The sequence below is a fragment of the Xanthomonas translucens pv. undulosa genome (assembly GCF_017301775.1).
GTDB classification, from domain to species: Bacteria; Pseudomonadota; Gammaproteobacteria; order Xanthomonadales; family Xanthomonadaceae; genus Xanthomonas_A; species Xanthomonas_A translucens.
The window spans coordinates 3,493,965-3,519,849 of the sequence record NZ_CP063993.1 but is presented as its reverse complement, the minus strand read 5'-3'; the positions used below and the strand labels follow the sequence as shown (position 1 = coordinate 3,519,849).

At 69.6% G+C, this 25,885-nt stretch carries 22 protein-coding genes and 2 pseudogenes; 11 read left to right on the top strand and 13 right to left on the bottom strand.

The features are described 5' to 3' along the window. Positions 1-128: 128 nt before the first annotated feature. Together cysN and cysD are read right to left on the bottom strand one after the other, a co-directional pair. Positions 129-2,159: a sulfate adenylyltransferase subunit CysN gene (cysN, locus tag ISN38_RS14945; RefSeq protein WP_241753946.1), complete on the bottom strand. Its 2,031-nt coding sequence runs from the start codon at positions 2,157-2,159 to the stop codon at positions 129-131. Then, the gene (gene cysD, locus ISN38_RS14940; protein ID WP_003470295.1) at positions 2,159-3,067 is read right to left on the bottom strand and encodes a sulfate adenylyltransferase subunit CysD; all 909 of its coding nucleotides are present in this window, start codon (positions 3,065-3,067) and stop codon (positions 2,159-2,161) included. Before cysD ends, cysN begins: the two co-directional genes overlap by 1 nt. A 197-nt stretch (positions 3,068-3,264) precedes the next feature. On the opposite strand from cysD, the gene ISN38_RS14935 reads away from it, so the two are divergent. The 3 genes from ISN38_RS14935 to ISN38_RS14925 all read left to right on the top strand — a co-directional run bounded on the left by ISN38_RS14935 (position 3,265) and on the right by ISN38_RS14925 (position 7,712). Then, positions 3,265-5,136, top strand: a complete 1,872-nt coding sequence (locus ISN38_RS14935) for an assimilatory sulfite reductase (NADPH) flavoprotein subunit (protein WP_003470294.1) — start codon at positions 3,265-3,267, stop codon at positions 5,134-5,136. Between the two features lie 114 nt (positions 5,137-5,250). Further along, positions 5,251-6,975, top strand: coding sequence for an assimilatory sulfite reductase (NADPH) hemoprotein subunit (gene cysI, locus ISN38_RS14930; protein WP_003470292.1), 1,725 nt, complete (start codon positions 5,251-5,253; stop codon positions 6,973-6,975). Beyond that, positions 6,972-7,712: a phosphoadenylyl-sulfate reductase gene (locus ISN38_RS14925; protein ID WP_003470290.1), complete on the top strand. Its 741-nt coding sequence runs from the start codon at positions 6,972-6,974 to the stop codon at positions 7,710-7,712. Before cysI ends, ISN38_RS14925 begins: the two co-directional genes overlap by 4 nt. 179 nt (positions 7,713-7,891) lie before the next feature. On the opposite strand, the gene ISN38_RS14920 is transcribed toward ISN38_RS14925, so the two are convergent. From ISN38_RS14920 to ISN38_RS14910, 3 genes are all read right to left on the bottom strand, one after another. Then, complete coding sequence (locus tag ISN38_RS14920) at positions 7,892-9,373, bottom strand: PepSY-associated TM helix domain-containing protein (RefSeq protein WP_206711869.1); 1,482 nt, start codon at positions 9,371-9,373, stop codon at positions 7,892-7,894. Beyond that, positions 9,373-11,433, bottom strand: a complete 2,061-nt coding sequence (locus tag ISN38_RS14915) for a TonB-dependent receptor (RefSeq protein ID WP_003470287.1) — start codon at positions 11,431-11,433, stop codon at positions 9,373-9,375. Before ISN38_RS14915 ends, ISN38_RS14920 begins: the two co-directional genes overlap by 1 nt. Before the next feature lie 67 nt (positions 11,434-11,500). After that, entirely contained in the window at positions 11,501-11,908 is a 408-nt protein-coding gene (locus tag ISN38_RS14910; RefSeq protein ID WP_047325205.1) for a DUF2946 family protein, read from the bottom strand. Positions 11,909-12,221: 313 nt separating this feature from the next. Here ISN38_RS14910 and ISN38_RS14905 point away from each other — a divergent pair, with 313 nt between their 5' ends. From ISN38_RS14905 to ISN38_RS14890, 4 genes are all read left to right on the top strand, one after another. After that, positions 12,222-12,443: a hypothetical protein gene (locus tag ISN38_RS14905; protein ID WP_003470285.1), complete on the top strand. Its 222-nt coding sequence runs from the start codon at positions 12,222-12,224 to the stop codon at positions 12,441-12,443. A gap of 11 nt (positions 12,444-12,454) precedes the next feature. After that, the gene (locus ISN38_RS14900; RefSeq protein ID WP_058358459.1) at positions 12,455-13,252 is read left to right on the top strand and encodes a DUF6976 family protein; all 798 of its coding nucleotides are present in this window, start codon (positions 12,455-12,457) and stop codon (positions 13,250-13,252) included. A gap of 164 nt (positions 13,253-13,416) precedes the next feature. Then, on the top strand, positions 13,417-13,842 hold the full coding sequence (arsC, locus tag ISN38_RS14895; RefSeq protein WP_003470282.1) for an arsenate reductase (glutaredoxin): 426 nt from the start codon (positions 13,417-13,419) through the stop codon (positions 13,840-13,842). A gap of 271 nt (positions 13,843-14,113) precedes the next feature. Next, positions 14,114-15,322 carry a sensor histidine kinase gene (locus ISN38_RS14890; protein ID WP_003470281.1) on the top strand — a complete coding sequence of 403 codons (1,209 nt, stop codon included), beginning with the start codon at positions 14,114-14,116 and terminating at the stop codon, positions 15,320-15,322. A gap of 46 nt (positions 15,323-15,368) precedes the next feature. Here ISN38_RS14890 and ISN38_RS14885 read toward each other — a convergent pair whose 3' ends face one another. Both ISN38_RS14885 and ISN38_RS14880 read right to left on the bottom strand, forming a co-directional pair. Continuing rightward, a complete protein-coding gene (locus tag ISN38_RS14885) occupies positions 15,369-15,956 on the bottom strand; it encodes an LURP-one-related family protein (protein WP_058358460.1) in 588 nt (195 codons plus the stop codon). A 208-nt stretch (positions 15,957-16,164) separates the two neighbouring features. Further along, complete coding sequence (locus ISN38_RS14880; RefSeq protein WP_003470279.1) at positions 16,165-17,148, bottom strand: LysR family transcriptional regulator; 984 nt, start codon at positions 17,146-17,148, stop codon at positions 16,165-16,167. Positions 17,149-17,316: 168 nt separating this feature from the next. Here ISN38_RS14880 and cobA point away from each other — a divergent pair, with 168 nt between their 5' ends. The 3 genes from cobA (at position 17,317) to ISN38_RS14865 (ending at position 20,302) form a co-directional block, all read left to right on the top strand. Continuing rightward, positions 17,317-18,534: a uroporphyrinogen-III C-methyltransferase gene (cobA, locus tag ISN38_RS14875; RefSeq protein WP_080964809.1), complete on the top strand. Its 1,218-nt coding sequence runs from the start codon at positions 17,317-17,319 to the stop codon at positions 18,532-18,534. A 28-nt stretch (positions 18,535-18,562) separates the two neighbouring features. Next, on the top strand, positions 18,563-19,522 hold the full coding sequence (cysK, locus tag ISN38_RS14870) for a cysteine synthase A (RefSeq protein WP_003469467.1): 960 nt from the start codon (positions 18,563-18,565) through the stop codon (positions 19,520-19,522). A gap of 507 nt (positions 19,523-20,029) precedes the next feature. Continuing rightward, positions 20,030-20,302, top strand: a complete 273-nt coding sequence (locus ISN38_RS14865) for a hypothetical protein (RefSeq protein ID WP_003469469.1) — start codon at positions 20,030-20,032, stop codon at positions 20,300-20,302. A 22-nt stretch (positions 20,303-20,324) separates the two neighbouring features. Here the strand turns inward: ISN38_RS14865 and ISN38_RS14860 are convergent, their stop codons facing one another. From ISN38_RS14860 to ISN38_RS14835, 6 genes and pseudogenes are all read right to left on the bottom strand, one after another. Continuing rightward, a complete protein-coding gene (locus ISN38_RS14860; protein WP_230938598.1) occupies positions 20,325-21,521 on the bottom strand; it encodes a pyridoxal-phosphate-dependent aminotransferase family protein in 1,197 nt (398 codons plus the stop codon). Positions 21,522-21,573: 52 nt separating this feature from the next. After that, positions 21,574-22,452 carry a M20/M25/M40 family metallo-hydrolase gene (locus tag ISN38_RS14855; protein WP_038238164.1) on the bottom strand — a complete coding sequence of 293 codons (879 nt, stop codon included), beginning with the start codon at positions 22,450-22,452 and terminating at the stop codon, positions 21,574-21,576. 417 nt (positions 22,453-22,869) lie between these two features. Further along, positions 22,870-23,193: pseudogene (locus tag ISN38_RS14850) on the bottom strand (LysR family transcriptional regulator); the annotation flags it as partial. A gap of 138 nt (positions 23,194-23,331) precedes the next feature. Next, positions 23,332-23,547 (bottom strand): tetratricopeptide repeat protein, encoded by a 216-nt coding sequence (locus ISN38_RS20445; protein WP_003469479.1) that lies wholly within the window; start codon positions 23,545-23,547, stop codon positions 23,332-23,334. A 199-nt stretch (positions 23,548-23,746) separates the two neighbouring features. Continuing rightward, positions 23,747-23,917 (bottom strand): annotated as a pseudogene (locus ISN38_RS14840) (gamma-glutamyltransferase); the annotation flags it as partial. Positions 23,918-24,191: 274 nt separating this feature from the next. Further along, entirely contained in the window at positions 24,192-25,298 is a 1,107-nt protein-coding gene (locus tag ISN38_RS14835; RefSeq protein ID WP_047325210.1) for a nucleoside hydrolase, read from the bottom strand. 156 nt (positions 25,299-25,454) lie between these two features. Between ISN38_RS14835 and ISN38_RS14830 the strand changes: the two genes are divergently transcribed. After that, positions 25,455-25,820 carry a methyltransferase family protein gene (locus ISN38_RS14830; RefSeq protein WP_425509973.1) on the top strand — a complete coding sequence of 122 codons (366 nt, stop codon included), beginning with the start codon at positions 25,455-25,457 and terminating at the stop codon, positions 25,818-25,820. Positions 25,821-25,885 lie beyond the last annotated feature (65 nt).

Genomic DNA, 25,885 nt, shown 5'->3' with positions numbered 1-25,885 from the left:
CTGGCGCCGACTGAAGCACGCCTTGCGCATCGCTGCCGCCGGCCGTGGCGGGACGAACGCCGACCGGCGCGACTGGCGCAGCGGCGCCAGCGCCAGCGCCGCGTGGGCCGCGATGGCCGCGGCACCGCTCAGTCGTGCGCGTCCAGCCAGGCCAGCACCTGCGCCGCCAGCGCCTGGGCGTTTTCGCCGTCCGCGCGCAGGTGCAGCTCCGGCTGCTCCGGCGCCTCGTACGGCGAATCGATGCCGGTGAAGTTGGGGATCTGCCCGGCGCGGGCCTTGGCGTACAGCCCTTTCACGTCGCGCGCTTCGGCCACCTGCAGCGGCACGTCGACGAACACCTCGACGAACTCGCCCGCGGCGAAGCGCTCGCGCGCCATGCGCCGTTCGGCACGGAACGGCGAGATGAAGCTGACCAGCACGATCAGCCCGGCGTCGGCCATCAGCCGCGCCACCTCGGCGACGCGGCGGATGTTCTCCACCCGGTCCTCGTCGGTGAAGCCCAGATCGCGGTTCAGCCCGTGGCGCACGTTGTCGCCGTCGAGGATGAAGGTGTGATAGCCGAGCGCATGCAGGCGCTTGTCCACCAGGTTGGCGACGGTGGACTTGCCGGCGCCGGACAGGCCGGTGAACCACAGCACTTTCGGCGCCTGGCCCTTGATCTTCGCACGCGCGGCGCGGTCCACGTCCAGGTGCTGCCAGTGCACGTTGCCGGCGCGGCGCAAGGCGAAATCCAGCGTGCCGGCGGCGACGGTGGCGTTGCTCTGCCGGTCGATCAGAATGAAACCGCCGAGCGCGCGGTTGCGCGCGTACGGCGCGAACACGATCGCCTCGTCCAGCGACAGGTTGCAGTAACCGACTTCGTTCAATTCCAGGCGCTTGGCGGCCAGCCGCTCCTGCGTGTTGACGTCGATGCGGTGCTTGATCTCGCTGACGCTGGCCGACACCGTGCGCGTGCCGAGTTTCAGCCAGTACGGACGCCCTGGCAGTAGCGCGGCATCGTCCATCCACAGCACATGCGCGGCGAACTGGTCGGCCACTTCCGGCGGGTCGGCGGCGGCGGCGATCACGTCGCCGCGGCTGATGTCGATCTCGTCGGCCAGGGTCAGCGTCACCGCCTGCCCGGCAACGGCCTGGGCCACGTCGCCGTTGCCGTCGAGCACTCTTGCGACGGTGGAGCGGCGTGCCGACGGCAGCACCACCACCGCATCGCCGGGCCGCACCTGGCCGGCGGCGAGCGTGCCGGCGAAACCGCGGAACTGCTGGTGCGGGCGGTTGACCCATTGCACCGGCAGGCGCAGGCCGCTGTCGGCGTTGCGCGCGGCCAGGTCCAGGCCTTCCAGGTGTTCGAGCAAGGCCGGGCCGTCGTACCAGGGCGTGCGCGCGGACCGCTGCGACAGGTTGTCGCCGTCCAGCGCCGACAGCGGGATGCATTGCACGTGCGCGATGCCCAGTTGCGCCGCCAGCACGCGGTAACTGGCGACGATCGCATCGAACGTGGCCTGGTCGAAATCGACCAGATCCATCTTGTTCACCGCCAGCACCACATGACGGATGCCGAGCAGCGAGACGATATAGCTGTGGCGGCGGGTCTGGGTCAGCAGGCCCTTGCGCGCATCGACCAGCACCACCGCCACGTCGGCGGTGGAGGCGCCGGTGGCCATGTTGCGGGTGTACTGCTCGTGGCCGGGGCAGTCGGCGACGATGAACTTGCGCTGGTCCGTGTCGAAGTAGCGGTAGGCCACATCGATGGTGATGCCCTGCTCGCGCTCGGCGGCCAGGCCGTCCAGCAGCAGCGCGTAGTCGATCTCGCCGCCACGGGTGCCGTGGCGCTTGCTGTCGGTGCTGAGCGCGGCGAGCTGATCGTCGAACAGGCGTTTGCTGTCGTACAGCAGGCGCCCGATCAGCGTGCTCTTGCCGTCGTCGACGCTGCCGCAGGTGATGAAGCGCAGCAGCGGCTTGTGTTCGTGCTGCTGCAGGTAGGCGGCGACCGCGTCGCCGCTGCGGGACTCGGGACTCGGGACTCGGGACTCGGACGAGGCAGCGAACTGCGGGTCCGCGTCGGACGCAGACAGTCGCCCAACGGCCGAATCTGGGGTCTCAAATTCCGGTGCTTTTTCGAGTCCCGAGTGCCGAGTCCCGAGTCCCGTCTTGATAGCCATCAGAAATATCCCTCGAGTTTCTTCTGCTCCATCGACGCACCCGGATCCTGATCGATCACCCGTCCCTGCCGCTCCGAGGTGGTGGTCAGCAGCATTTCGGCGATGATCTTTTCCAGCGTGTCGGCCTGCGACTCGACCGCGCCGGTCAGCGGATAGCAGCCCAGCGTGCGGAAGCGCACCCGCCGCAGCTGCGGCACTTCGCCGTCGCGCAGCGGCAGCCGCGCGTCGTCCACCATGATCAGCGCGCCGTCGCGTTCCACCACCGGGCGCTCGGCGGCGAAATACAGCGGCACCACCGGAATCGACTCGCGGTAGATGTACAGCCAGATGTCCAGCTCGGTCCAGTTGGATAGCGGGAACACGCGCACGCTCTCGCCGGCATGCACCCGGGCGTTGTACAGATTCCACAGCTCCGGGCGCTGGTTCTTCGGGTCCCAGCGATGCTTGTCGTTGCGGAACGAGAACACCCGCTCCTTGGCCCGCGTCTTCTCCTCGTCGCGGCGCGCGCCGCCGATCGCCGCGTCGAACTTGCCCTGGTCCAGCGCCTGCTTCAGGCCCTGGGTCTTCATCACGTCGGTGTGCACGGTGGCGCCGTGGGTGAACGGGCCGATGTCCTGGGCGATGCCGTCGGGGTTGATGTGCACGCGCAATTCCACTCCGCTCTCGGCGGCGCGGCGGTCGCGGAACGCGATCATCTCGCGAAACTTCCAGCGCGTATCCACATGCAGCAGCGGGATCGGCGGCGGCGCCGGCGCGAACGCCTTCAGCAGCAGATGCAGCAGCACCGAACTGTCCTTGCCGACCGAATACAGCAACACCGGATTGCGGAACTCGGCGGCCACCTCGCGCAGGATGTGGATGCTCTCGGCCTCGAGCCGGTCGAGGTGGGACAGGGCGGAAGAATGCATCGGGGACAACGCAAAACTCATTGGAAAGGGAACGTGCCGAGGGTAGCAGCGACCGCGGCGACCTGGGCCGGCAGTGTGTGATGCGTCTGGCGGACACTGAAATAAGCGGGGGGCATAAGCCGATAACCCCTGCTCCTTTCTGCGCTGCGCAACGAATCTCTAACATCGGTCGTCCCTTCTTCCCACCCGGACCGGTCATGACCGCCGCCTCGCCCGCGTTGCCGCCCAGCCCCTTGCCCGACGAGCGCAAGGCGCTGCTGGCGCGGACGGTGGAGGGGCTGGATGCGGCCAGCCTGTGGTGGCTGTCCGGCTATGCCGCGGGCCTGGCCCAGGGCCAGGGCCACGCACCGCCGTCGCTGGCGGTGCTGCCGGGCGGCGCCGCGGCCAGCCACGGCGCGCAGCGGCTGAGCATTGTCTACGGCAGCCAGACCGGCAACGCCCGCCGCGCCGCCGAACAGCTGGCCGCCGACGCCGAGGCCGCCGGGCTGACGGTGCGCCTGCTGCGCGCCGATGCCTACCCGACCCGCGAACTGGCCAGCGAGCGCCTGCTGTATGTGGTCATCAGCACCCAGGGCGAAGGCGATCCGCCGGACGATGCGATCGGCCTGGTCGAGTTCCTGCAAGGCCGCCGCGCGCCCAAGCTGCCGGAACTGAAGTACGCGGTGCTCGGCCTGGGCGATTCCAGCTACGCCGACTTCTGCGGCATCGGCAAGCGCATCGATGCGCGCCTGGCCGAACTCGGCGCGCAGCGGCTGCTGCCGCTGGGCGAGGCCGACCTGGACATCGACACCGTGGCGGCGCCGTGGCGCACCCAGGCGCTGGCGCAGGCGCGCGAGCTGCTGAAGAGCGCGGCCGCGCCATCGGCGACGGTGACCCCGCTGCGCAGCGCCGCCACCGCCAGCTGGAGCCACGCGCGCCCGTTCGCCGCCGAGGTGCTGGCCAACCAGCGCATCAGCGGGCGCGACTTCAAGGGTCCGCGTTACGCCGCGCATGGCCAGGCCGATAAGGACGTGCGCCACCTGGAACTGTCGCTGGCCGGTAGCGGCCTGCACTACGAACCCGGCGACGCGCTGGGCATCCGCCACCGCAATCCGCCGGCGCTGGTGGAGGCCATCTTGACGGCGACGCGACTCGACGGCCATGCCCACGTCACCGTCGATGCGCAGACTCTGCCCCTACACGAGTGGCTCGCCGCGCATCGCGAACTGACCCGGGCCTCGCGGCCGTTCCTGGCCGCGGTCGCCCGCCGCTCAGCCGCCCCGGCGCTGGAGCAGTTGCTCGACCCTACCCAGACCGCCGGTCTGGCGGCGTTGCTGGCCGATCACCAGGTGATCGACGTGCTGCGACGCTGGCCGGCGGATTGGGACCACAACGCCCTGCTGGACGCGCTGCGGCCCCTGGCCCCGCGCCTGTATTCGATCGCCTCCAGCCGCAAGCGGGTCGGCGACGAAGTGCACCTCACCGTCGATGTGCTGGCCTACCAGGCGCACGGCCACGCCCATGGCGGCGCGGCCAGCGGCTATCTGGCGGCCCTGATCGAAGGCGACAGCGTCCCGGTCTACATCGAACCCAACGAACGTTTCCGGGTGCCGGCCGACGCCAGCCGCGACATCCTGATGATCGGTCCCGGCACCGGCGTGGCGCCATTCCGCGGCTTCGTGCAGGAGCGCGCCGAGAGCGGCGCCAGCGGCCGCAACTGGCTGTTCTTCGGCGCCCGCCACTTCAACCAGGATTTCCTGTACCAGGCCGAATGGCAGCAGGCGCTGCGCAGCGGCGAACTGCAGCGGCTGGACCTGGCGTTCTCACGCGACCTGCAGCCGCTGCGCGACGGCAACGTGGCGGACAAGGTCTACGTGCAGCAGCGCCTGCGCGAGCGCGGCCGCGACGTCTACGCCTGGCTGCAGAACGGCGCGCACCTGTACGTGTGCGGCGCGATCGGCATGGGCAAGGACGTGCACACCACGCTGCAGCAGATCGTGGTCGAGCACGGCGGACTGAACGCCGAGGATGCCGCCGCCTATCTGACCTCGCTGCAACGGGAGGGGCGGTATGCGCGCGATGTCTATTGAGTTGGCGGGACGCGGGACGCGGGACGCGGGACTCGAAGAACGGACGTCGGTAAGGCATCAGTGCGCCATCCCGCGCTTTTCCGAGTCCCGAGTCCCGCGTCCCGAGTCCCGAACATGAGCCACTCCGTCGAAGACATCAAAGCCGAAAGCCGCCGCCTGCGCGGGTCGCTGCTGCAGAGCCTGGCCGACCCGGTCACCGGCGCGCTGCGCGAGGACGATCAGACCCTGATCAAGTACCACGGCAGCTACCAGCAGGACGATCGCGACCTGCGCGACGAGCGGCGCCGGCAGAAGCTCGAACCGGCCTACCAGTTCATGATCCGCACGCGCACGCCGGGCGGGGTGATCACGGCGGAACAGTGGCTCAAGCTCGACGCCATCGCCACCACCTACGGCAACCATTCGCTGCGCGTGACCACGCGCCAGGCGTTCCAGTTCCACGGCGTGATCAAGCGCGAGCTGAAGGCGACGATGCAGGCGATCAACGCCGCGCTGATCGACAGCCTGGCCGCCTGCGGCGACGTCAACCGCAACGTGCAGGTCGCCGCCAATCCGCTGGCCTCGCGCGCGCACGCCACGCTGTACGCCGATGCCGCGCGCGTGTCCGAACACCTGCTGCCCAATACCCGCGCCTACTACGAGATCTGGCTGGACGAGGAACAGGTGGCCGGCAGCGGCAAGGAGCAGGAACCGATCTACGGCGACACTTACCTGCCGCGTAAGTTCAAGATCGGTTTCGCGCTGCCGCCGATCAACGACGTGGACGTGTTCGCCAACGACCTGGGCTTCATCGGCGTACTCGGCGCCGATGGCGCACTGGCCGGCTACAACGTCAGCATCGGCGGCGGCATGGGCGCCAGCCACGGCGACGCCGAGACCTACCCGCGCGTGGCCAACGTGATCGGCTTCATCGCGCGCGAGCAACTGATCGATGTCGCCACCGCGGTGGTCACCACCCAGCGCGACCTCGGCAACCGCACGCTGCGCAAGCGCGCGCGCTTCAAATACACCATCGACGACCACGGCCTGGAGGTCGTCGTCGCCGAGATCCAGCGCCGCGCCGGCATCGCGCTGCAGCCGACCCGCGCGTTCGCGTTCGCGCACAACGGCGACCGCTACGGCTGGAGCGAAGGCGAGGACGGCCGCGCACACCTGACCCTGTCGCTGCCGGCCGGGCGCATCGCCGACCACGACGCCGGCGCGCGCCACCTCAGCGGCCTGCGCGAGATCGCCGAACTGCTGCAGCGCCACGGCGATGGCGCGCACTTCCGCATGACCTCCAACCAGAACCTGGTGATCGCCGGCATTCCCGCAGCGCAACGCGAGGCGATCGACGCGCTGGTGCAGGCGCATGCGCTGGACACCGGCAACCAGGCGCGCACCGCGCTGGCGCGCGCGGCGATGGCCTGCGTGGCACTGCCCACCTGCGGCCTAGCGATGGCCGAGGCCGAGCGCTACCTGCCCGACTTCGCCGCCAAACTGGAGCCGCTGCTGGACCGGCACGGGCTGCGCGAGGCGCCGATCCTGCTGCGCATCTCCGGTTGCCCGAACGGCTGCTCGCGGCCGTATCTGGCCGAGATCGCGCTGGTCGGCAAGGCGCCCGGCCGCTACAACCTGATGCTCGGCGCTGATCACCGCGGGCAGCGCCTGAACACGCTGTACCGCGAGAACATCGGCGAGCCGGAAATCCTCGCCGCGCTGGATCCGCTGTTCGCGCGCTACGCCAGCGAACGCGACCCCGACGAGGGCTTCGGCGACTTCCTGCACCGCAGCGGCCTGGTCGCGCTGCCCGCCTACCCCACCCACCGTCATCTCATTCCTTCGGAACTGCACGCATGAGCGCCCTGCCCGCCTCCGCCCACCACGAATCCGCCAACACGCCGATTGCGGCCTTGGATCTGGACGCGACCAACGCGTTGCTGGCGCCGATGAGCGCAGTGCAGCGCGTGGCCTGGGCGCTCGAACACGGTCCGGCTGAGGCCGCGCTGTCGTCGAGCTTCGGCGCGCAATCGGCGGCGACGCTGCACCTGCTGACCCAGCAGTTGCCGGACATCCCGGTGATCCTGATCGACACCGGCTACCTGTTCGCCGAGACCTACCGCTTCGCCGACGCGCTCAGCGACAAGCTCAAGCTCAACCTCAAGGTGTACCGGCCGCTGGTCAGCCGCGCGTGGATGGAAGCGCGCCACGGCCGCTTGTGGGAACAGGGCATGGTCGGCATCGAGCAGTACAACAACCTGCGCAAAGTCGAGCCGATGCGCCGCGCGCTGGACGAACTGAAGGTCGGCACCTGGTTCACCGGCCTGCGCCGCAGCCAGTCCGACAGCCGCGCGCAGACTCCATTCGTGCAGAAGCGCGGCGAGCGCTACAAGATCAACCCGATCGCCGACTGGAGCGACCGCGACCTGTGGCAGTACATGCAGCAGCACGGCCTGCCCTACCACCCGCTGTGGGAAGAAGGCTATGTGTCGATCGGCGACGTCCACACCACCCGCCGCTGGGAACCGGGCATGCGCGAGGAAGACACACGCTTCTTCGGCCTCAAGCGCGAGTGCGGCATCCACGAGGACATCTGACGCGAACGCGACGCACGCCCTCGGCGGACCCGCGCAAGCCTTTTTTGTGGGAGCGACTTCAACCGCGACGAACGCAGCGGCGAACCTTCCGGCTTCGTACACAATCGGGACCGAAGTGCCCTGCCACACTGCCCCCAGTGCGTTAGCCGCAAGCTCCCTTGTATTCAGGCAGCCGCGCCTCACTCCCCCCGCAACACCCACCACCAATCCAGCGCCAGCATCAGCAGCAGCGACACCCCGACCAGCGGGAACAGCATTCCGCCGATCGCCAGCAGCGCAAGCACGCCGTGCAAGCTGCGCCGGTCCGCCGGCAGCGGCGGCACGCCCAATCCGCCGGCCGGACGGCGCTTCCACCACATCAGCGCGGCGCTGACGCACAACAGCACGATGCCCAGGCACGAGACGATCAGCAGCACCTGGTTGAGCGTGCCGTATTGCTGCCCCAGGTGCACGTTGATGCCCCATTCCAGCGCCTTGGCCAACGGCCCGTAATCGGCATAGCGCATGTCCAGCAGCACCTTGCCGCTGTATTGGTCGAGATGGATCACCCGCTGCTGCGCCAGGTCAAGCGGATACACCGATGCGGTGTACACGCCGCGCGCCCCGCGCGGCAGCGCCACGCTGTAGCCGGCGGCGATGCCGCGCGCCTGGAACCGCGCCACCGCCGCGTCCAGGCCGATCGCGCCAGGCGACGAGGACGGCGACGGCATCGCCTCCAGCACCATGCCGCCATGTGCGGCATGCACGTCATCGCCATTGTCCACCCCAGCTGCCTCGGAAGACGCATCCGTTGCCCTTGCCGTTGCCGTCGCCGGCATCGGCATCGGCATCGGCGCAGTCTGCGGCAGCTGCGACTGCGGCAGGCGCGCCTGGCGCAGCGACCAGGCCGGCACCTCTTCGTCGCTCAGGCGCTGCGTGGACATCGGCACGTCCACGCGCAGTCCGGCCGGATAGCCGTAGTGATGGCCGTTGGCCAGGCGGTTGACCTGCGCGCCCCAGAACCACGACCACGGCATCCCGGTCAGCGCCAGGAACAGCAGCATCGTGCCGACCACGCTGCCGGTCAGCGCATGCGTATCGCGCCAGAACACGCGCTGTGGCGGGCGCCCGCGCACGTGGGTGACGCCGCCGCCGCGGCCGCGCGGCCACCACAGGTAGGCGCCGGTCAGCACCAGCAGGATCGCCCAGCCGGCGGCCACTTCGATCAGCGCGTTGGCCCATGGCCCGACCAGGGCCAGGCTGTGCAGGCGCCGGATCGTCCATGCCACGGTGCCGTGCTCGGGCAAGCGGCCCAGCGCGCGTGCCCGGTACGGATCCACGTACACCACCACGCGGCGGCCATCGTCGGTGCCCACGGTCACTTCCGCCGACGCATCGCGCCGCGGCGGCGTTGTGTAGCGCAGCGCCTGTCCCGGTTGCGCCGCCAGCGCCGCCTCGAGCAAGCGCTGCGGCGCGGCGACCTGCGCCTGCGCCGGCACCGCGACCGTCTTCAGCGCGCGATGGAAGTAGCCGTCGATCGGTTGTTGATAGACGAAGGCGGCGCCGGTCAGCGCCAGCCAGGCCAGCAACGGCAGCACCAGCAGGCCGGCGTAGAAATGCCAGCGCCAGACGGCACGGTAGAAACGCGCCGGCGGCGGCGCCGGCGGGTTCGGCATGACCATCACCAGCCCCAGCTGAGGCTGGCGTACAGCGCGCGCCCGTCGCCCGGCGAGTCGCCGGAGGAACCGCTGTCGTACCACGCGTAGACATAGTGGCGATCGGTCAGGTTCTTCAGCTGCAGCGACAGCTCGCGCTGCGCGCGCCACGCCCAGGTCGCGCCGACATTGGCTAGTGCGTAGCCGCCATAGCGGCCCAGCGTATTGCTGCGCTCCACGTAGTAGTCGCCCTGCGCATTGCCCCAGGCCGACAGCTTCAGCCGCGGCGTCGCCTGCCAGTCGATACCGGCATTGGCAAGGTAATGCGGCACGCTCTCGATCTCCTTGCCGCGCGTGGCCGGCGCGCTCGGATCGGGCGTGACGATCAGCGCGCGCTGCCGCGAATACGCCAGCCACAGCGTCCAGCGCTCGTCCGGACGCAGGTTCAGCTGCGCGTCCCAACCGCGGCGCAAGGTCTTGCCGACATTGCCGACCTCGCCAACGCCGACCCTGCCATCGACGCCGAAGATGGTCGCCACTTCGTCGGAGGCGCGTTGTTCCCAATAGGCGATGCGCGCGTCCAGGCGCTTGGCGTCGGCGAACTTCAATCCGGCTTCCCAGCCGTCGTTGTACGACGGGCCCACGTTGCCGGGCTGGCTGCGGTAGGCGCCATTGCCGCTGCCGATCTGGAAGGTGCGGCCGATGTTGGCATAGGCACTGGTCTGCGCGGTCAGCGCGCACACCGCGCTGAACTTGGGTTGCTTGATCGCCCCGTACGCGTAGGCCGGATAGCGCGCGTCACCGAGCCGGTCGCGAAAATCCCCATCGACCCAGTCCACACGGTAGCCCGGCACCAGTTGCAGGCGCTCGAACGGGCGGATCACCGCCTGCACATAGGCGCCGTGCGTGTCCAGATCGAAATCCCAGTCGCGCAACGGCGCGCTGCGCACCCGCGCCACGGTGCGATAGCGTTGCGAGGTATTGTCCTGCCATTGCGCATCGACGCCGCCCTCCAGCGCCAACGACGCCGCCGAGTCCACCTCGGGACGCCAGCTGGCCTTGGCCAGGAAACCGTGCTGGGTCTCGTCGGTATCGCGTTCCTGCTGCGCGCCGGCGGCGGTGAAACGCACCCAGCGCTGGTTCTGGTAGCGATTCCAGTACAGCTTGGCGCTGCCCTGCACGGCGTCGGCCAACTGCGCGTCCAGATGCAGGCTCACCTGCCCGGTCTGGCGCTCGCTGCGGTCGTCGCGCGCATAGTCGGGCGAACTGCGCGGTGCGCGGTGCGCACTGGCGTCGTCCAGATAGCCCGCTTCCAATGCTTCGTTGCGGTAGTAGCGCGCACTGAGCCCGGCATGCCAGCGCTCATCCGGATCGGTGTAGAACCATTTGCCGGCGAAGGCGCGCTTGCGCGCGTCGGCATGATCGCGATAGCCGTCGCTGTCGCGCCAGGCGGCGAAATAGTTCTGGCTCCAGCCACCGCGTTCGATGCCCTGGCTGGCCTGCACCTCGCGCGTGCCGAAGCTGCCGACGGTGACGCTGGCGCGGCCGTCGTTGCCGCCGCTGCGGGTCAGCACATCGACGCTGCCGGCGATGGCGTTCAAGCCGTAGCGCGGATCGTTGGTGCCGCGCACGATCTCGATCGCGGCGATGTCCAGCGGGAATACCGCGTCCAGGTACGGCATGCTGCCGACGTTGTCGTTGCTGGGAATGCCGTCGATCAGCAGCTTGACCGCATTGACCCGGCCTTCGCCGTTGAAACCGCGAAACGAGAAGCGGCCGGCATCGGTGCCCATCTTGAACTGGGTGACCTGTACGCCGGGCGCGCGCATCAGCAGCTCCCAGCTGTAGTCCACATGTTGGTCCTGCAGCAGGTCGCCGCCAAGGATGTCCACGGAACTCAGCACGCTGCGCGCGGTGGGCAAGGACAGCGGATTGGCGGTGACCTGGACCTTGCCCAGGGTCAATGCGGAATCGGCGGCGGGCGGCTGCACGCCGCTGTCGGCAGCGACGGCCTGCGCGGTCACGCTGGCCGCGAAACAGACACAGCCGCACGCTGCCATACGCGGCAGGGAAAAGAAACGGATCATAAATGGCTCCATCGACACGAAGACGTCCCGCGGCGACACCGCGGCACGCAACAAGAGGCGTCGTGTTTCAAGAGAGCAAGGGAGGCCCGCGTGCGGCGTGAGCGCGCCAACGGCAGGTGTCCACCACCGGCGGGCGCGGCGCGGCCAGCGGCGCGCGTGGGCGCAACCAAGGCAACACCAGCAACAGCACCCCCAGCAAGGGCAGCAGGCGCGCGGCCAGCAGGCAGTAATCGCACGCCTGCGCGTGCGGCATGCCGCCGTCGTCATGGGCGCCGGCGTGGCCAGGCGACGACACCGCAGGCAACGCAAGGATCGCTTGCAGGCCGCGGCTGGTGCACAGCACGCCCGCCGTCGCAGCGCCCCAGTCGCCGGGCCGCGCCTGCTGCCAGCGGCTCAGCAGCGGCGCAACCAGCATCAGCACGATCGCCAGGACGGCGAGCGTGCGCCATGGTGATGTGGGCCGGCGACGGGTCATCCCGGCAGTCTAGAGTCTGTTGCCGCGCTCCGGGTAGCCCTGCGACACCTGGACGCATACGCGACCCGGCCGGATGTGTGACAGTGGGGGGAGGACGACCGCACAACGCCGCCACGACGCGCTCCGGCGTCACTATCCGATCGCCCGCATGCGGCGCGAAAGCCGCGGCGATAGTGACCGCACCCTCGGTTCCACGACAGTAAGCGCTTACAGCCAGGCCCGGCGTTCAAGCCCTCGCGCCCCGTGTCGCTCCTGCACGATGCCGCGCCTACGCGTCGGCCATGCGCAAGACTTCACCCGTGGAGGGACAAAGATGATTGCGTGCAAAAGCCATCCCAAATGGGTTCCGCTGCTCCGCGGCGATACCAAGCTGCAATTCAAGGTATTCGCCGGGAACATGATGTTGAGCCAGTGCGCGCGCAAGTTGAAAAGCGATGCGTCGGCGCAGACCGTACAGCCCTGCATCGACGAGGCGCACGCGTTCTTCAGTAAATACGAAAATCTCTACAAGGCCGAGCTGCAGGTCCACTTCTGAGGAGAAGCGACATGCTGATGACACGCGAACAAGCGGCGCAAAAGATCCAATCCGGCGCCACGTTGTACCTGGCCGGCGATCAGGCGTTGCTCGGCAGCCTGCCCAAGGGCAACTGGATCGGCGGCACCATCCCCTATTTCATGGACAAGCAAGGCGTCACCCACAGCCGCGACCTGATCTTCGTCAGCAAACAGGACCATTGCGTCAGCGGCTCGCACGTGCGCTGGTACGACGTGGACGCACTGCCATCGATCGCCAGCGACTCGCCCGATCACCGCTTCAACGTGATCATCCTGCCGGCGACCAGCCAGGCGCACGTGCGTTATGCGCAGGATTCGCCCGACTACCCCGGGCTGTTCATGAAAAACATCGTCGGCTGGGTGTCCGGCGTGGACCTGGCGGACCTGGGCAAGGTCGCGCCGCGCGATTTCGCCGCGTACCTCACCGCCAACCAGATCGACGTGCGGCTGCCGCTGGTCGCCGACTACAACGGCGAGAAGATCAACGCCAGCATCCATTCGATCGACCAGGACGCGCACAAGGTCACGCTGTACGCGCTGGTGTTCCGCGGCGTGGAATACCGCATCGCTGCGCCGGTGGCCAACTATGTCGAGGAATTCTCGCGGCAGTTGCCGCGGACGGTGCGCAGCCCAGAATTCAGCTGCAACTGCATCCTCAACTTCCTGTACTCGGAGCTGGAGGGCAAGCGCACCGGCGAACTGATCGGACCGGTGACCTCCGGCGAAGTGGCCTACCAGTTGCTCAACCAGACCATGGTGTACCTGCAGATCGAGGACATGCCGACCTGAGCGCCGCGCAACGGCTCCACCCGGCGGGCGCAGCGATGCGTCCGTTGTCGTTTGCGGAGCGGAGCCACGGGCTGGCCTCATTGCGTCATTTCTGGAATCATTGAAACGATGGACACCGACCACACCGTGCAGCCTTGCGCGCGCTATCGCACCGAGCGCCCCCGATGAGCGCCATCACGATCTACCACAACCCCGCCTGCGGCACCTCGCGCAATGTCCTCGGACTGATCCGCAACAGCGGCGCGGAACCGCGCGTGGTCGACTACCTGAAGACCCCGCCGGACCGCGCCACACTGCAGGCGCTGATCGCGGCACTGGGCATCCCGCTGCGCGAGGCGATCCGGCAGAAGGGCACGCCCTACGCCGACCTGGGCCTGGACAACCCCGCGCTGAGCGACGACGCACTGCTCGACGCGATGCTGCAGCACCCGATCCTGCTCAACCGGCCGATTGTGGTCACCGCGCTGGGCACGCGCCTGTGCCGGCCTTCGGAAACGGTGCTGGAGATCCTGCCCTCGCCGCAGCGCGGCGCCTTCGCCAAAGAAAATGGCGAAGCGCTGATCGATGCGGACGGCCGCCGGGTCGGTTGAGCTGTCCGAGCTGCCGAAGCCGGGCCCGGCCCACGCCACACATCCTGCTGCGGTACGGCGCGTTGCGCACACGTTTCAGGTTCACCCTGCTCACCCGAGAGCTGGCGCCATCCCTGGTCGACGGCTACAGCGAACGCCTGCCAGGCATCGATTCCCTGGCGGCGGCGGGCGCCGTGGTGCCTGCAAGCGTTGCGTCAGCGTGAAGAAAGCATCATTGAAATGTGCACCCGTTACCATAAACTGAGCAACTCACCATCGCCGAGCCGTTCGCATGTCTTCCGTCGCATCCGCTGCCGGCCCGATCTATTGCGCCGCCAAGCCCGGCAACGAAGCGCTGCGTCTGGACGCGCTGCATAGCTACGCGATCCTGGACACGCCGCGCGAGCCGGCGTTCGACGACATCACCCGCCTGGCCGCAATGATCTGCCAGACCCCGATCGCGGTGGTCAACCTGATCGACAGCGAACGGCAGTGGTTCAAGAGCGAGATCGGCCTGGGCACCCGGGAAACCCCGCTGGCGACCTCGCTCTGCGCGCACGCGCTGCTCGAGGACGACCTGCTGCTGGTGCCGGATACGCGCGAGGATCCGCGCTTCGCCTCCAATCCGCTGGTCAACGGCGCCGAACGCCTGCACTTCTATGCCGGCGCCTTGCTGAAGACCTCCGATGGGCTGCCGCTGGGCACCGTGTGCGTGCTCGACCGGCGCGCGCGGCAGCTGACCTACGAGCAGATCGAAGCGCTGCGCGCGCTGGCGCGGCAGGCGATGGCGCAACTGGAACTGCGCAAGGCGCTGGCCCTGGCGCAAGAATCCAACCACTACCGCAGCCGCCTGCTGGCCATCGCCGGCCACGACCTGAAGGCCCCGCTGCGCACCGCCGCGTATGCCTTGGCCAAGGTCCAGCGCCAGCTCGATGCGGTCAGCGGCGTGCCGCTGGACGAGGCGCGCAAGGCGCTGAACCAGGTCGCCAGCGGCCTGGACGAGCTCGCCGCCAGCGCGGTCGCCGGCGGCGAGCACAGCCTGCCGGTGCTGCGCGACGTGGCCCTGGCCGACCTGCTCGGCCCGATCCTGGACACCTGGCGGCCGCAGGCCGCGGCCAAGGGGCTGCAGCTGCGCAACGTGCCGACCACGCTGCGCGTGCGCAGCCACGCCACGCTGCTGGCCACGTTGCTCGGCAACCTGCTCGGCAACGCGGTCAAGTACACCGAGCACGGCGCGGTGCTGATCGGCTGCCGGCGCCGCCGCGACCAGGTGGTGGTGGAGATCATCGACAGCGGCATCGGCATGGACGGCGACAGCCTGCGCCACCTGTTCCAGGCGTTCCGCCAGGCCGACCCGCGCAGCGAAGGCCTCGGCCTGGGGTTGTGGATCGTGCGCCGCACCGCCGAGACGCTGGGCTGCAGCGTCGAAGTGCGCAGCCGCCCGGGCCAGGGCAGCCGCTTCTCGGTGACGCTGCCGCTGGCGAAGCCGCCGAACGCCTGAGCGCGGCGGCACCGCACGCGCGCCGCGGCGCGCGCGGCAATGCGGCTTATTCCTTCAGCACCATGTCGATGCACAGCACCGCGGCCATGATCAGGATGCGCACGTCGTCCTCGGCCGGCAGCGCATTGTCGATCGCGAGCATGTAGTTGTCGGCGCTGGTGAACAGCTCCTTGCCCAGCCCGGCCCACTTCTTGGACACCCGCGCCAGTTCGCGCTCGCCCTGCACGAAACGGAAATCCCAGCTGGTCCATTTGCCGCGCAGCGTGCACACCAGCTTCTCGCGCGCATCGAGCACGTCGAACTTGCCGCCGATGGAAAAGAATTTCTGGCTGAAGGAGCCGACCAGGCGATCGTACTCGTCCAGCACTTCGACCTTGGACAGGAACAGAGAGAAGCCGCGCTTGACCGTCAACACCTTCTGCCCGTTCGGCGTGCGCACTTCCACCTGGAACGGGGTCATGCGCTTGTAGTCGCTGAAACGGAAGATCTTGGTGAAGATGCCCAGGTTCGGCTCGCGGCATTGGAGCACCTGCTGGTTGCTCTGCGGATCGAACACGTCGTAGTTGTTGGCGGCCTTGAACATGCCGACCTGCTCCTTGACGAAGAACAGGTTCTGCTGGAGGACGGGGTGCATGGACATCCTTGTTGCGGGGAAAAGACGTAGCGCAACGTAGCGGTCGCGCGCACCGATGGCAATGGCAAGCTCTACCGTACGCGGCATCCGCGCAGCCTCAAACGCGCCGCTTGCGCCGCGCCATCGGCGATCGCCGATACGGATGCCGCCGGACCGGAGCGGCCCCCAGATCAGGCCAGGATCGCCGAAGATGCCGTAGCGTCGTCGCTCAGCTGGTGATGGTCTGGGTCAGCGCTTCCCAGGTCGGCGGCGTCGGCCAGTCCGGTTCCTGGTTGCCTTCCATGACCCGGCGCAGGTCGCGGGTGTCGATCTGCGGCGCCAGCACGTGCACCAGTTCCAGCGCGTAGTCGCGCAGCACGCGGTCGCGCGGCAGCACCGCCCAGGCGATGCATTCGGGAATCTCCGGCGGCGCCGGCCAGGCGCGCAGGTCGGTATCGCCGGCATGCACCGCCATCTCCGCAAGCAGGCCGACGCCGAGGCCGGCGCGCACGTAGGTCTTGATCAGGTCGGCGTCGAGCGCGGTCAGGGCGATGCTCGGCTCCAGCCCGAGCCGGGCGAAGGCGCGCTGCAGCGAGGAGCCGGAGCGGGTCGAGGATTCGTAGCTGATCAGCGGCTGCGCCGCCAGCGCGGCCATGTCCGGCACCCGCTTGGGCACGTCCAGCGCATGCCCGCGCGGCACCAGCACCAGCCGCCGCCAGCGGTATAGCGGCACCGCGATACCGGCGCCCGGCTCGCTGCCGGCGGTGCTAACGATGGCGATGTCGGCATCGCCCTGGCTGAGCAGGTCCAGCGCCGCGCTCTCGGCGGCCTGCTGCAGGTGCACGCTGACCTGCGAATACGCCAACTTGATCTGCGCCACCGCCGGCGGCAGCACGAAGCGCGCCTGGGTGTGGGTGGTGGTCAGGGTCAGCTGGCCCTGGCTCTCGCGGCGCTGGTTGGCGGCGTAGGTGCGGATGTTGTTGGCTTCGGACAGCACCGCGCGGGCGCGCTCGATCACTTCGCGGCCGGCCGGGGTCACCGTCTCCAGGCTGCGGCCCTTGCGCACGAACAGCAGGAAGCCGAGTTCATCCTCCAGCTGCTTGAGCTGCTTGGACAATCCCGGCTGGGTGGCGTGCACGCGCGCCGCCGCCAGGGTGATGTTGAGATCGGCATCGGCGATGGCGACGAGGTAGCGGAGTTGGGTCAGCGTCATCGGAGCGAGGGCGAGGCGGCGCGTGGCGGGAGCAGCCACGACTGTAGTGGAAATGGGCCTCCCACCTTATAACCGAAAGCTATCTGGCAGCTGCATGAAGTCATTTCCGAAGGCTATAAGCCGGCGCTACGGTCACGGCATCCTCCTGCTTCCTGTGTTGCGACCGCCGTGAGCCCTGCCCCGATTGCGTTGTATCCGGACCTGCGCGAGCGGCCCGTCCTGGTGGTCGGCGGCGGCGCTGCCGCCGAGCGCCAGGTGCGGGCGCTGCTCGCGGCCGGCGCCGCGCCGCGGCTGGTCGCACCGACGCTGACCGCGGCGCTGCAGGCCTGGGCCGAGGCCGGACGCGTGCAATGGTTGCGCGGCCGCTTCGACCCCGCCTGGCTGGAGGCGGTGTGCTACCTGATCGCCGCCAGCGACGAGCCGGCGGTGAACCGGCTGGCGCTGCAGGCCGCCGCCGCGCAACGGCTGCTGGCGCAGGCCGCGCCCGGCACCGCCGATGCGCTCGCCGCACCCAAGGCGGCCGACGCTGCCGGCGACAGGACCGGTGCGCCTGCCACGACGGCGCAGGCGCAAGCGCTGCGTCCCGGCACGGTGACCCTGGTCGGCGCAGGCCCCGGCGATCCCGGCCTGCTGACGCTCAATGCGCTGCAGGCGCTGCGCAATGCCGAGGTGGTGCTGCACGACCGCCTGGTCAGCGCCGCGATCCTGAACCTGCTGCCAGGCACCGCCGAACGGATCGACGTCGGCAAGTCGGCCAGCGGCCACAGCGTGCGCCAGGAGCAGATCCACGCGCTGATGCTGGAGCATGCGCGACGCGGCCGCCGTGTGGTGCGACTGAAGGGCGGCGATCCGTTCGTGTTCGGCCGTGGCGGCGAGGAACTGGAATATCTGCGCGCGCACGGCGTGCCCTACGCGGTGGTGCCGGGCATCACCGCGGCGCTGGCCTGCGCGGCCTACGCCGGCATCCCGCTGACCCACCGCGCGCATGCGCAGTCGCTGCGCCTGGTCACCGCGCACTGCAAGGAATCGTTCGACACGCTGGACTGGGCCGCGCTGGCGCAGGAACGGCAGACCCTGGCGGTGTACATGGGCGTGGCCGGGCTGGACACGGTGCGCGAGCGCCTGCTGCGCGCCGGCCGCGCCGCCGACACCCCGTTCGCGCTGGTGGAAAACGGCTCGCGCCCGGAACAGCGCGTGGTCGTCGGCACGCTCGCCGACCTGCCCGACACCGCCCGCGCGCACCAGGTGGGTTCGCCGGCGCTGCTGATCCTGGGCGAGGTGGCGGCGCTGGCGACCGATCTGCACTGGTTCGGCGCCGCGCCGCTGCCCGCACCGCCCTCACCTTCCCCGAAGCCGGCCGTGCCTACCCTAGCCCACGCCGCCTGACCCGTATCCCGTTCCGGAGACCCTGCGCATGGCCATCTACGACAACATCCTCGACACCATCGGCCACACCCCGATCGTCAAGCTGCACCGCCTGCCGCCCGCGCACGTCAGCCTGTACGTCAAGGTCGAAGCGTTCAATCCCGGCGGCTCGGTCAAGGACCGGCTGGCGCTGGCGATCGTGCTCGACGCCGAGGCCAAGGGCCTGCTCAAGCCCGGCGACACCATCGTCGAAGCCACTTCCGGCAACACCGGCGTGGCTCTGGCGATGGTCGCCGCCGCGCGCGGCTACAAGTTCGTGGCGACGATGGTGGAGACCTTCTCGATCGAGCGCCGCAAGCTGATGCGCGCGTACGGCGCCAAGGTGATCCTGACCCCGGCCGCCGAGCGCGGCAGCGGCATGGTGCGCAAGGCCGAGGAACTGGCCCAGCAGCACGGCTGGTTCCTGGCCCGGCAATTCGCCAACCCGGCCAACCCCGCCTACCACCGCAGCACCACCGCCGCGGAAATCCTGCGCGATTTCGCCGGCCGCCGGCTCGACCATTTCGTCAGCGGCTGGGGAACCGGCGGCACCCTCACCGGCGTCGGCGAAGTGCTGCGGGTGGCGCGTCCGGAGGTACGCATCACCGCCACCGAGCCGGCCGGCGCGGCCTTGCTGCAGGGCCAGGAGTGGAAGCCGCACAAGATCCAGGGCTGGACCCCGGACTTCGTACCCGAGGTGCTCAACCGCGAGGTCTACGACGCGGTACTGAGCGTGGAGGACACCGATGCGATCTCCGTCTCGCGCCGTCTCGCCGCCGAGGAAGGCATCTTCACCGGCATCTCCGGCGGCGCCACCGTGGCCACTGCGCTGCGCGTGGCCGAGACCGCGGCACCCGGCTCGGTGATCCTGACGATGTTGCCCGACACCGGCGAACGCTACTTCTCCACCCCGCTGTTCGCCGACATCAACGAAGGCTCCGACGACGACTGGCTGGCCGGGCTGCCGTAACGCCGCCAGTCCGGGCCGGCCTGCGCGCGCTGCGGATGCCGCGCAATCGCCTCGAACGCGACGCCGGGCAGCGGCCGGCTCCCGGCCGCGCCGGAAGCAACGGACAGCGGCAATGCCATCTGCGTACAGTGTTCCGAAGCGCGCGAAAAACCTGACTTTTTCATGCGCGCGCAGTCACCCGAGCGGTCGTCGCCAGCGTCCATAGCCGATAGCGTCCGCGTGCCCTGCGAACACGCATCCCGTGGCGCACCAGGAGCGACACACATGCGATAAATAACGACAGGCTCTCATCAAGCGACACCGGATCCGGGCGACGCTGCGCAGCGTCGCCCCGAATACAAACCGGAACCATTCCGGGATACGGAGCGGCGGCATGTCCTGCAACATGTCGATCGCAGCATCTGCAGCCATTCCGTCGCGCGCTCGAGGCACGAGCGCCAGCGTCTGGCTCGCGCCGCTTGCTGGCGCGTCTCGTTTGCCGCCACCGGCCGCCTGCTCGCCGTTGCTGTGCTGCTCGCCGGCACCCAGCTGACCGCTGGCGCGCAGCAGCTCGCGCAGGCGACGGACAGCCCCTATGTCGATCGCATCGCCTATTCCTCCAAGTCTGATGCGGGCCTGGATGCCAGCGTGGCCAACGAGCGTTCGGCGCTGATGCACCATGTCTGGCACGCAGGGAAACCGGCGCTCGCCTACACCACCCGCACCGGCCACCTGATCGCGCGGGATGCGTCCGGGCGCACGCCACCCGGCCACTGCGGGTCAGGCGGCTGCGCGCCGTAGCCGACCATGTCGCGCGCCGTGCTCACCGCGGCGCTCCGTCTGCATGCCAGGCGGCCAGCGCCGCATCCACCGCGGCGCCCGGCGCGCAGACGTAGCCTTCGGCGCGCAACACCGCTTCCAGCGCGCCCAGGGTGATCAGCACCTTGTGCTTCATCGCGTTGTAGCCCATCGCGCCGATCCGCCACAGCTTGCCCTGCAGCGGCCCGAACGCGGTGCCGATCTCGATCTCGAAATCCTCACGCATGCGCCGCCGCACCGCCTCGCCGTCGATGCCGGCGGGAATCGCCACGCCGGTGACGTTGGCCATGCGGTAGCGGTCGTCGCCGAACACCTGCAGTCCCAGCGCGCGCACGCCGGCGGCGACTGCGCTGCCGGCCGCAGCATGCCGGGCGAAGCGGGCGGGCAGGCCTTCCTGCAACGCCACGCGTGCGCACTCGCGCGCCGCGTACAGCATGCTTGTGGCTTCAGTGTGGTGGTTGAGGCGCTTGTCCGACCAGTAATCCATCACCATCGCCAGGTCGAAATAATTCGAGCCGATGCGCACGCCGCTGCCGTTGGCGAGGTCGTCGCGGACGATGCCGCGCTCGACATGGCGGCGCGCGAAGATCGTCTCGGCCGCGCGCGCGGACACGGTGATCGGCGCGGAACCGGACGGCCCGCCCAGGCATTTCTGCAAACCGCCGGTGACCACGTCCACGCCCCAGGCATCGCTGGCGATGGGCATGCCGCCGATGGTCGCGGTGGCATCGACATAGGACAGCGCGCCGGCGGCGCGGCACAGCGCGCCGAGGCCGTCCAGCGGCTGCGCCATCGTGGTCGAGGTATCGCCGTGCACGCAGGCGACCAGCTTCGGCGCGACGCGTTCGATCGCATCGGCCACCGCCTCCATCGGCACCACCTCGCCCCACGGCGCATCCACGCTCTGGACCACCGCGCCGATGCGGCCGAGGATCTCGCCAAGCAACAGGCCGAAGCGGCCGAAGTTCAGCACCAGCACGCGATCGCCCGGCGCCACCAGCGACACCAGCGCCGCCTCGATGCCGGCGCGCGCGGTGCCGTCGACCAGGAAGGTCCAGCGGTTCTCGGTCCCGAACAATGGCCGGTACAGCGCCATCACCTGGTTCATGTAGCCGGTCATTTCCGGATCGAACTGGCCCAGCAGGTCGGCCGACATCGCGCGCAGCACGCGCGGATGCGCATTGACCGGGCCCGGCCCCATCAGCAGGCGTTGCGGCGGATCGATGTCGCCGAACAGGTCGGCATGCAGCGGGTCAACGGACAAGGGTGTCTCCCAGGGACTCGATGAAATGCAGCATCGCCGCCACCGCCACGTCGGCATCGGCGGGATCCACATGTTCGGCAGGATGGTGGCTGACGCAGCCGGCGCAGCGCAGGAACAGCATCGCGGTCGGGCACAGCGCGGCCATCACCATGGCGTCGCGGCCGGCGCCGGACACCAGCTGCCGCGGCGCAAGGCCCTGCGCGGCGATCGCCGCGTCCAGCGTGGCGACCAGGTGCGGATCGCAGGGACTGGCCGGCAGGTCCTGCACGCAGTGCAGCTCCAACTGAACGCCACGCGTGACGGCGATCGCATGCAGGCATTGCGCGATCGCCGCGGCCGCCGCATCGCGTACGGCAGCGTCGCCGGCACGCACGTCGTAGGCCAGCACGCTGTGCGGCGCACGCGCCGCGCTCGGCAGCAGGGCGATGTCCAGGCCCCAGGCGGCCAGCGCATCGGCCAGCGTCACGCCATCGCCGTCGGCCACCTGCAGCGCCGCCGGGTGCAGCGTGCCGGCGACGGCGCGGCTGCTCAGCATCGAGGCCGGAAAGTGCGAACCTTCCTCGTCGCCGAACGCGATCACCTCGATCGCGCACGGCAGCCGGCGGCCCTGCGCGTGCAGCGCGGCCACGCATTCGATGCCGAGCATGACCCCGAGCGGGCCGTCGTAGCGGCCGAGCAGGTTGCCGGCCGGATCGACACGGGTATGCAGGCCGGCCTCGCCCATCCACGCGGCCACGGCCGCCACGCTGGCGCGATGCGCCGGACTCAGCCAGCCGCGGAACAGGCCGTCTGCCATATCGCTGTACGGCGCCACGCCGAGCGCGTCACAGCGCGCGACCGCACGCAGGCCAGGGACGCAGGCCGGCATCAGCATGGCCGCTGCCGGCTCAGGTGCGGCCGCCATCGGAGCCCGAATGTGGAGAGGTGTCGCGCATGGCGGGGTTCGTTTGGAAGTCAGGCGGAGCGGGACGGGCGATCGGCGGGAAGCAGGGCGCCGCCGCGCGCCTAAGGACGTTCTTTCAATTCAAAACCTTATTCCCGAGGAATGCAGTGTTGGCCGGGTTCAAAGCACTATACGAACCGCAGCGAAACCGGGCAAACACCGTTTTCGCGTGCGGGCAGTGCAAAAAATGCAACGCGACGACGGTCCGCGCGCTCATTCGCGCGCAGAGGATGGGATGCGTCGGCTGCTCCATGAGCGTTCGAAATCGCAGACCCTGGCTGGCGCCGGCAGGAAGCGGTCGCGGCTGAAGCCGCTCCTACAGGGACATCGTGGGCGATCGACCACGATGCCCTCGCTCAAGGCATCGATCATCGCGATCTCGACATGGCCGCGGCGCAGGCCCTTCAGTTCGTCGAACTGCTCCAGCGTGCGCTGAAAGCTCTTCTCCCAGCGCCGCATATCGACCAGCAGCAACTCGCCGGCGCGGGTCAGGCGCAGCCCGCTCGGCAGCCGCTCGAACAACTGCACGCCCAGCGCCTGCTCGGCCTTGAGGATCTGCCGGTCGATCGCCGACGCCGACACGTGCAGCGCCTCGGCGGCGCGGCGGATGCTGCACCAATGCGCCACTTCCATGAAATAGCGGGGGAAGCGGGAGAAGGTCGGCATGGCGGCACCGGTTCCTGTGGGGCCTGACGCTCGGCGTGGCAGCGGCTGCGTCGTCGCGCGACCCCATGGTACGGAAGCGCCGCCGGTGGCGCGGCGTGCGCTCGTGTTGTGCGTCGCCGGCATTGCGCAGGTGGCGCCTCACTGCGCATGAGGATCGAAATACGCTTCCCAGGTCGCCGCCGACGCACGCCGCGACGCCGCCTGCCGGAAGCGCTGCATGGCTTGGCGGCGCTTGCCGCTGTTGAGCAGCGCAATGCCGAGATTGAAGTAGGTGTTGCGATCGTCCGAGCGCAGGCGCACCGCGCGCTGCAGCGCCTCGGCCGCCTGGCGGTACTTCGCCAGATCGCACAGCACCGCGCCCAGCTAGGTGAGTGCTGCGGTATCGTCCGGCGCAGACGCCGATGCGGCCATGAGCAGCGCCTCGGCCTGCGCGAGATGGGCGGGCCAACATTCCGGATCGCGCATCGCCGCATCCACCAGCGCTCTGGCGCGCGAGGGATTGGCGGTCGTGATCGATCTCCGATCGGATGCAAGCGTGAGGCAGCCGCGACCGCTACCAGCCCGCGACCGCGCCATCGCTGCGCGGATCGCAGGCGCCGCACAGGGTGCCGTCGACCTCGCGCACCAGCGCGCCGGCATGGCCCATCACGGAACTGTAAGCCGGCAGCAGTTCGACCGCGTGGCCGGCGTCGGTCAGGCGCCGTACCACCGCCGCATCGCGCCTGGCCGGCGGCAGTTTGGCGCGCAACGCGGCACCAGCGGGGTCACCAGGCCGGCGACATCGAACAGGTCCTTGACCACTCTCTCGATGAGGGGAGCCGACCAACCTTTGCCGCGGTTGCAGGGTCGCCCATGGCGAGCGGATCGCGCAAGCGCGGCCGCGCATCGGCCTGCCCGCGCGCCGGCCGCGCGGCGCACATCGGCGTCGCCGGCGGACCCTGGCGCGGGATTGCGCCTGCGTCGGAGGCGCCGCGCGCACTGCCGGCGCCGCGCAACGGTCATCCCGGCAACGGCACGCCCAGCGCTGGCGGCTGCGGCGCAGTCAGGCGTGCCACCAACAAGCGTTCGATCGCCTCCACGTCGACCTCGCGCACCACCTGTTGCGCCTGTTCGCCGAGGCCTGGCTGGTAGCCCGGCGCCCACGACAGGATGTCGCCGTAGCCGGGGCCGAACTCGGTATTGGCGTCGATGTACAGCGTCTCGCTGACCGTGGCCAGCTGCGGCTGCAGCCACAGCGCCGTGGACAGTTCGTCCCACAGCGGGAAACCCGGCTCGCGCCGGCGCAACGCATGGCCGATCGGCGTGTCGGCGGCGCTCATCCGCGCCAGCAGCTGCGGGGTCAGCTCGGTGGCGGTGGACGGATCCACCGGCACCATCACCAGCTTGCGCCACGGCGAACGCATCACGATGCTCGCCGCTTCCGGGTCCCAACGGATGTTGAACTCGCGCCGCGGCGCATTGACGAACTCGCGCGCGAACTGCCGCGCCGACACGCTGTCGCGGCGCCGCCGCGGGTTGAGGCTGCCGCCCATGTAGACCAGTTCCCTGGCCAGCGACGCAACCTGCGGATCCAGCCGCTGCGCCAGCGCCAGGTTGGTCAACGGGCCGGTGGCGACGATGCTGACTTCGCCGGGGAATTCGCGCACCTTGCGGATCATGAACAACGCCGCCGGCTCGCTGGCAACCTGCACCACCGACGGATTGCCCAGCGCCAGGTCCGGCACCACGTCGTGCGCGTGGTAACGCGGCGCACTCTGCACGGTGTCGTGCTCGATCCATTGCCGGGTCCACGCGCCCTTCCACAGCAGCTTGCCGTACAGCGCCTCCCAGCGCTCGGTGGCCAGCTCGCTGTTGAGCAGCGGATGCACCGGTCCGGGCAACACCGGCACTTCGGCGCGGCCGGCGATTTCCAGCAGGCGGCGCGTGTGCGCCAGCGCCTCATCACGCCAGATGTTGCCGCTGACCACCGAGATGCCGAGCACCTCGACCTCCGGCGATTGCAGCAACAGCAGCTGCGCGGGCGTGAAACCGTCGATATCGTCTTCGAGGATGACGCGGCGGCGCGGAACGGGGGAACCAGCGGACGCGGAGACGGGAGAGGCCATGGAATGCGCGCTGGAGGAAGGAGGAACGGCCGCGGACCGGCGCGGCGTGTACCGCGGCCCAAGTGAACACCATCGTGCCGCCGCTGCACAGCCCGCGCGCCATACGCGCCGCCCACAAGACCTGCCGCGTTGTCGCGGCGATCCATCCCCCGGGCCATGCCTGGCCCGCCGCGCGTTACAGTGCCGCTACTGCAACTGGCCGGCGGCGTAGTGGCCGCTGCCGGGCTGCTGTTGTCGCTGCTGTGCCTGGCGCGATTCGTGCAACGGCGCACCACCGTGCTGCCCGAACGCGATCCGTCCAGCCTGGTCGTGCGTGGCCCCTACCGCTACAGCCGCAACCCGATGTACCTGAGCCTGCTCTTGAGCTATGTCGGGCTGTGCGTGCAGATCGGCTGGCCATGGGCGCTCCTGCTGCTGCCGCTGCCGCTGCTGGCGCTGCAGCGGGTGCTGATCCCGTTCGAGGAAGCGCGCTTGCGCGCGAGCGCTTCGGCAGTGCCTACGCGCGCTATTGCGCGCAGGTGAGGCGCTGGCTGTAAGCGCTGCCGCACGGCGAATCGACTACCGCGCGCTGGATCGCAACTGCGCTC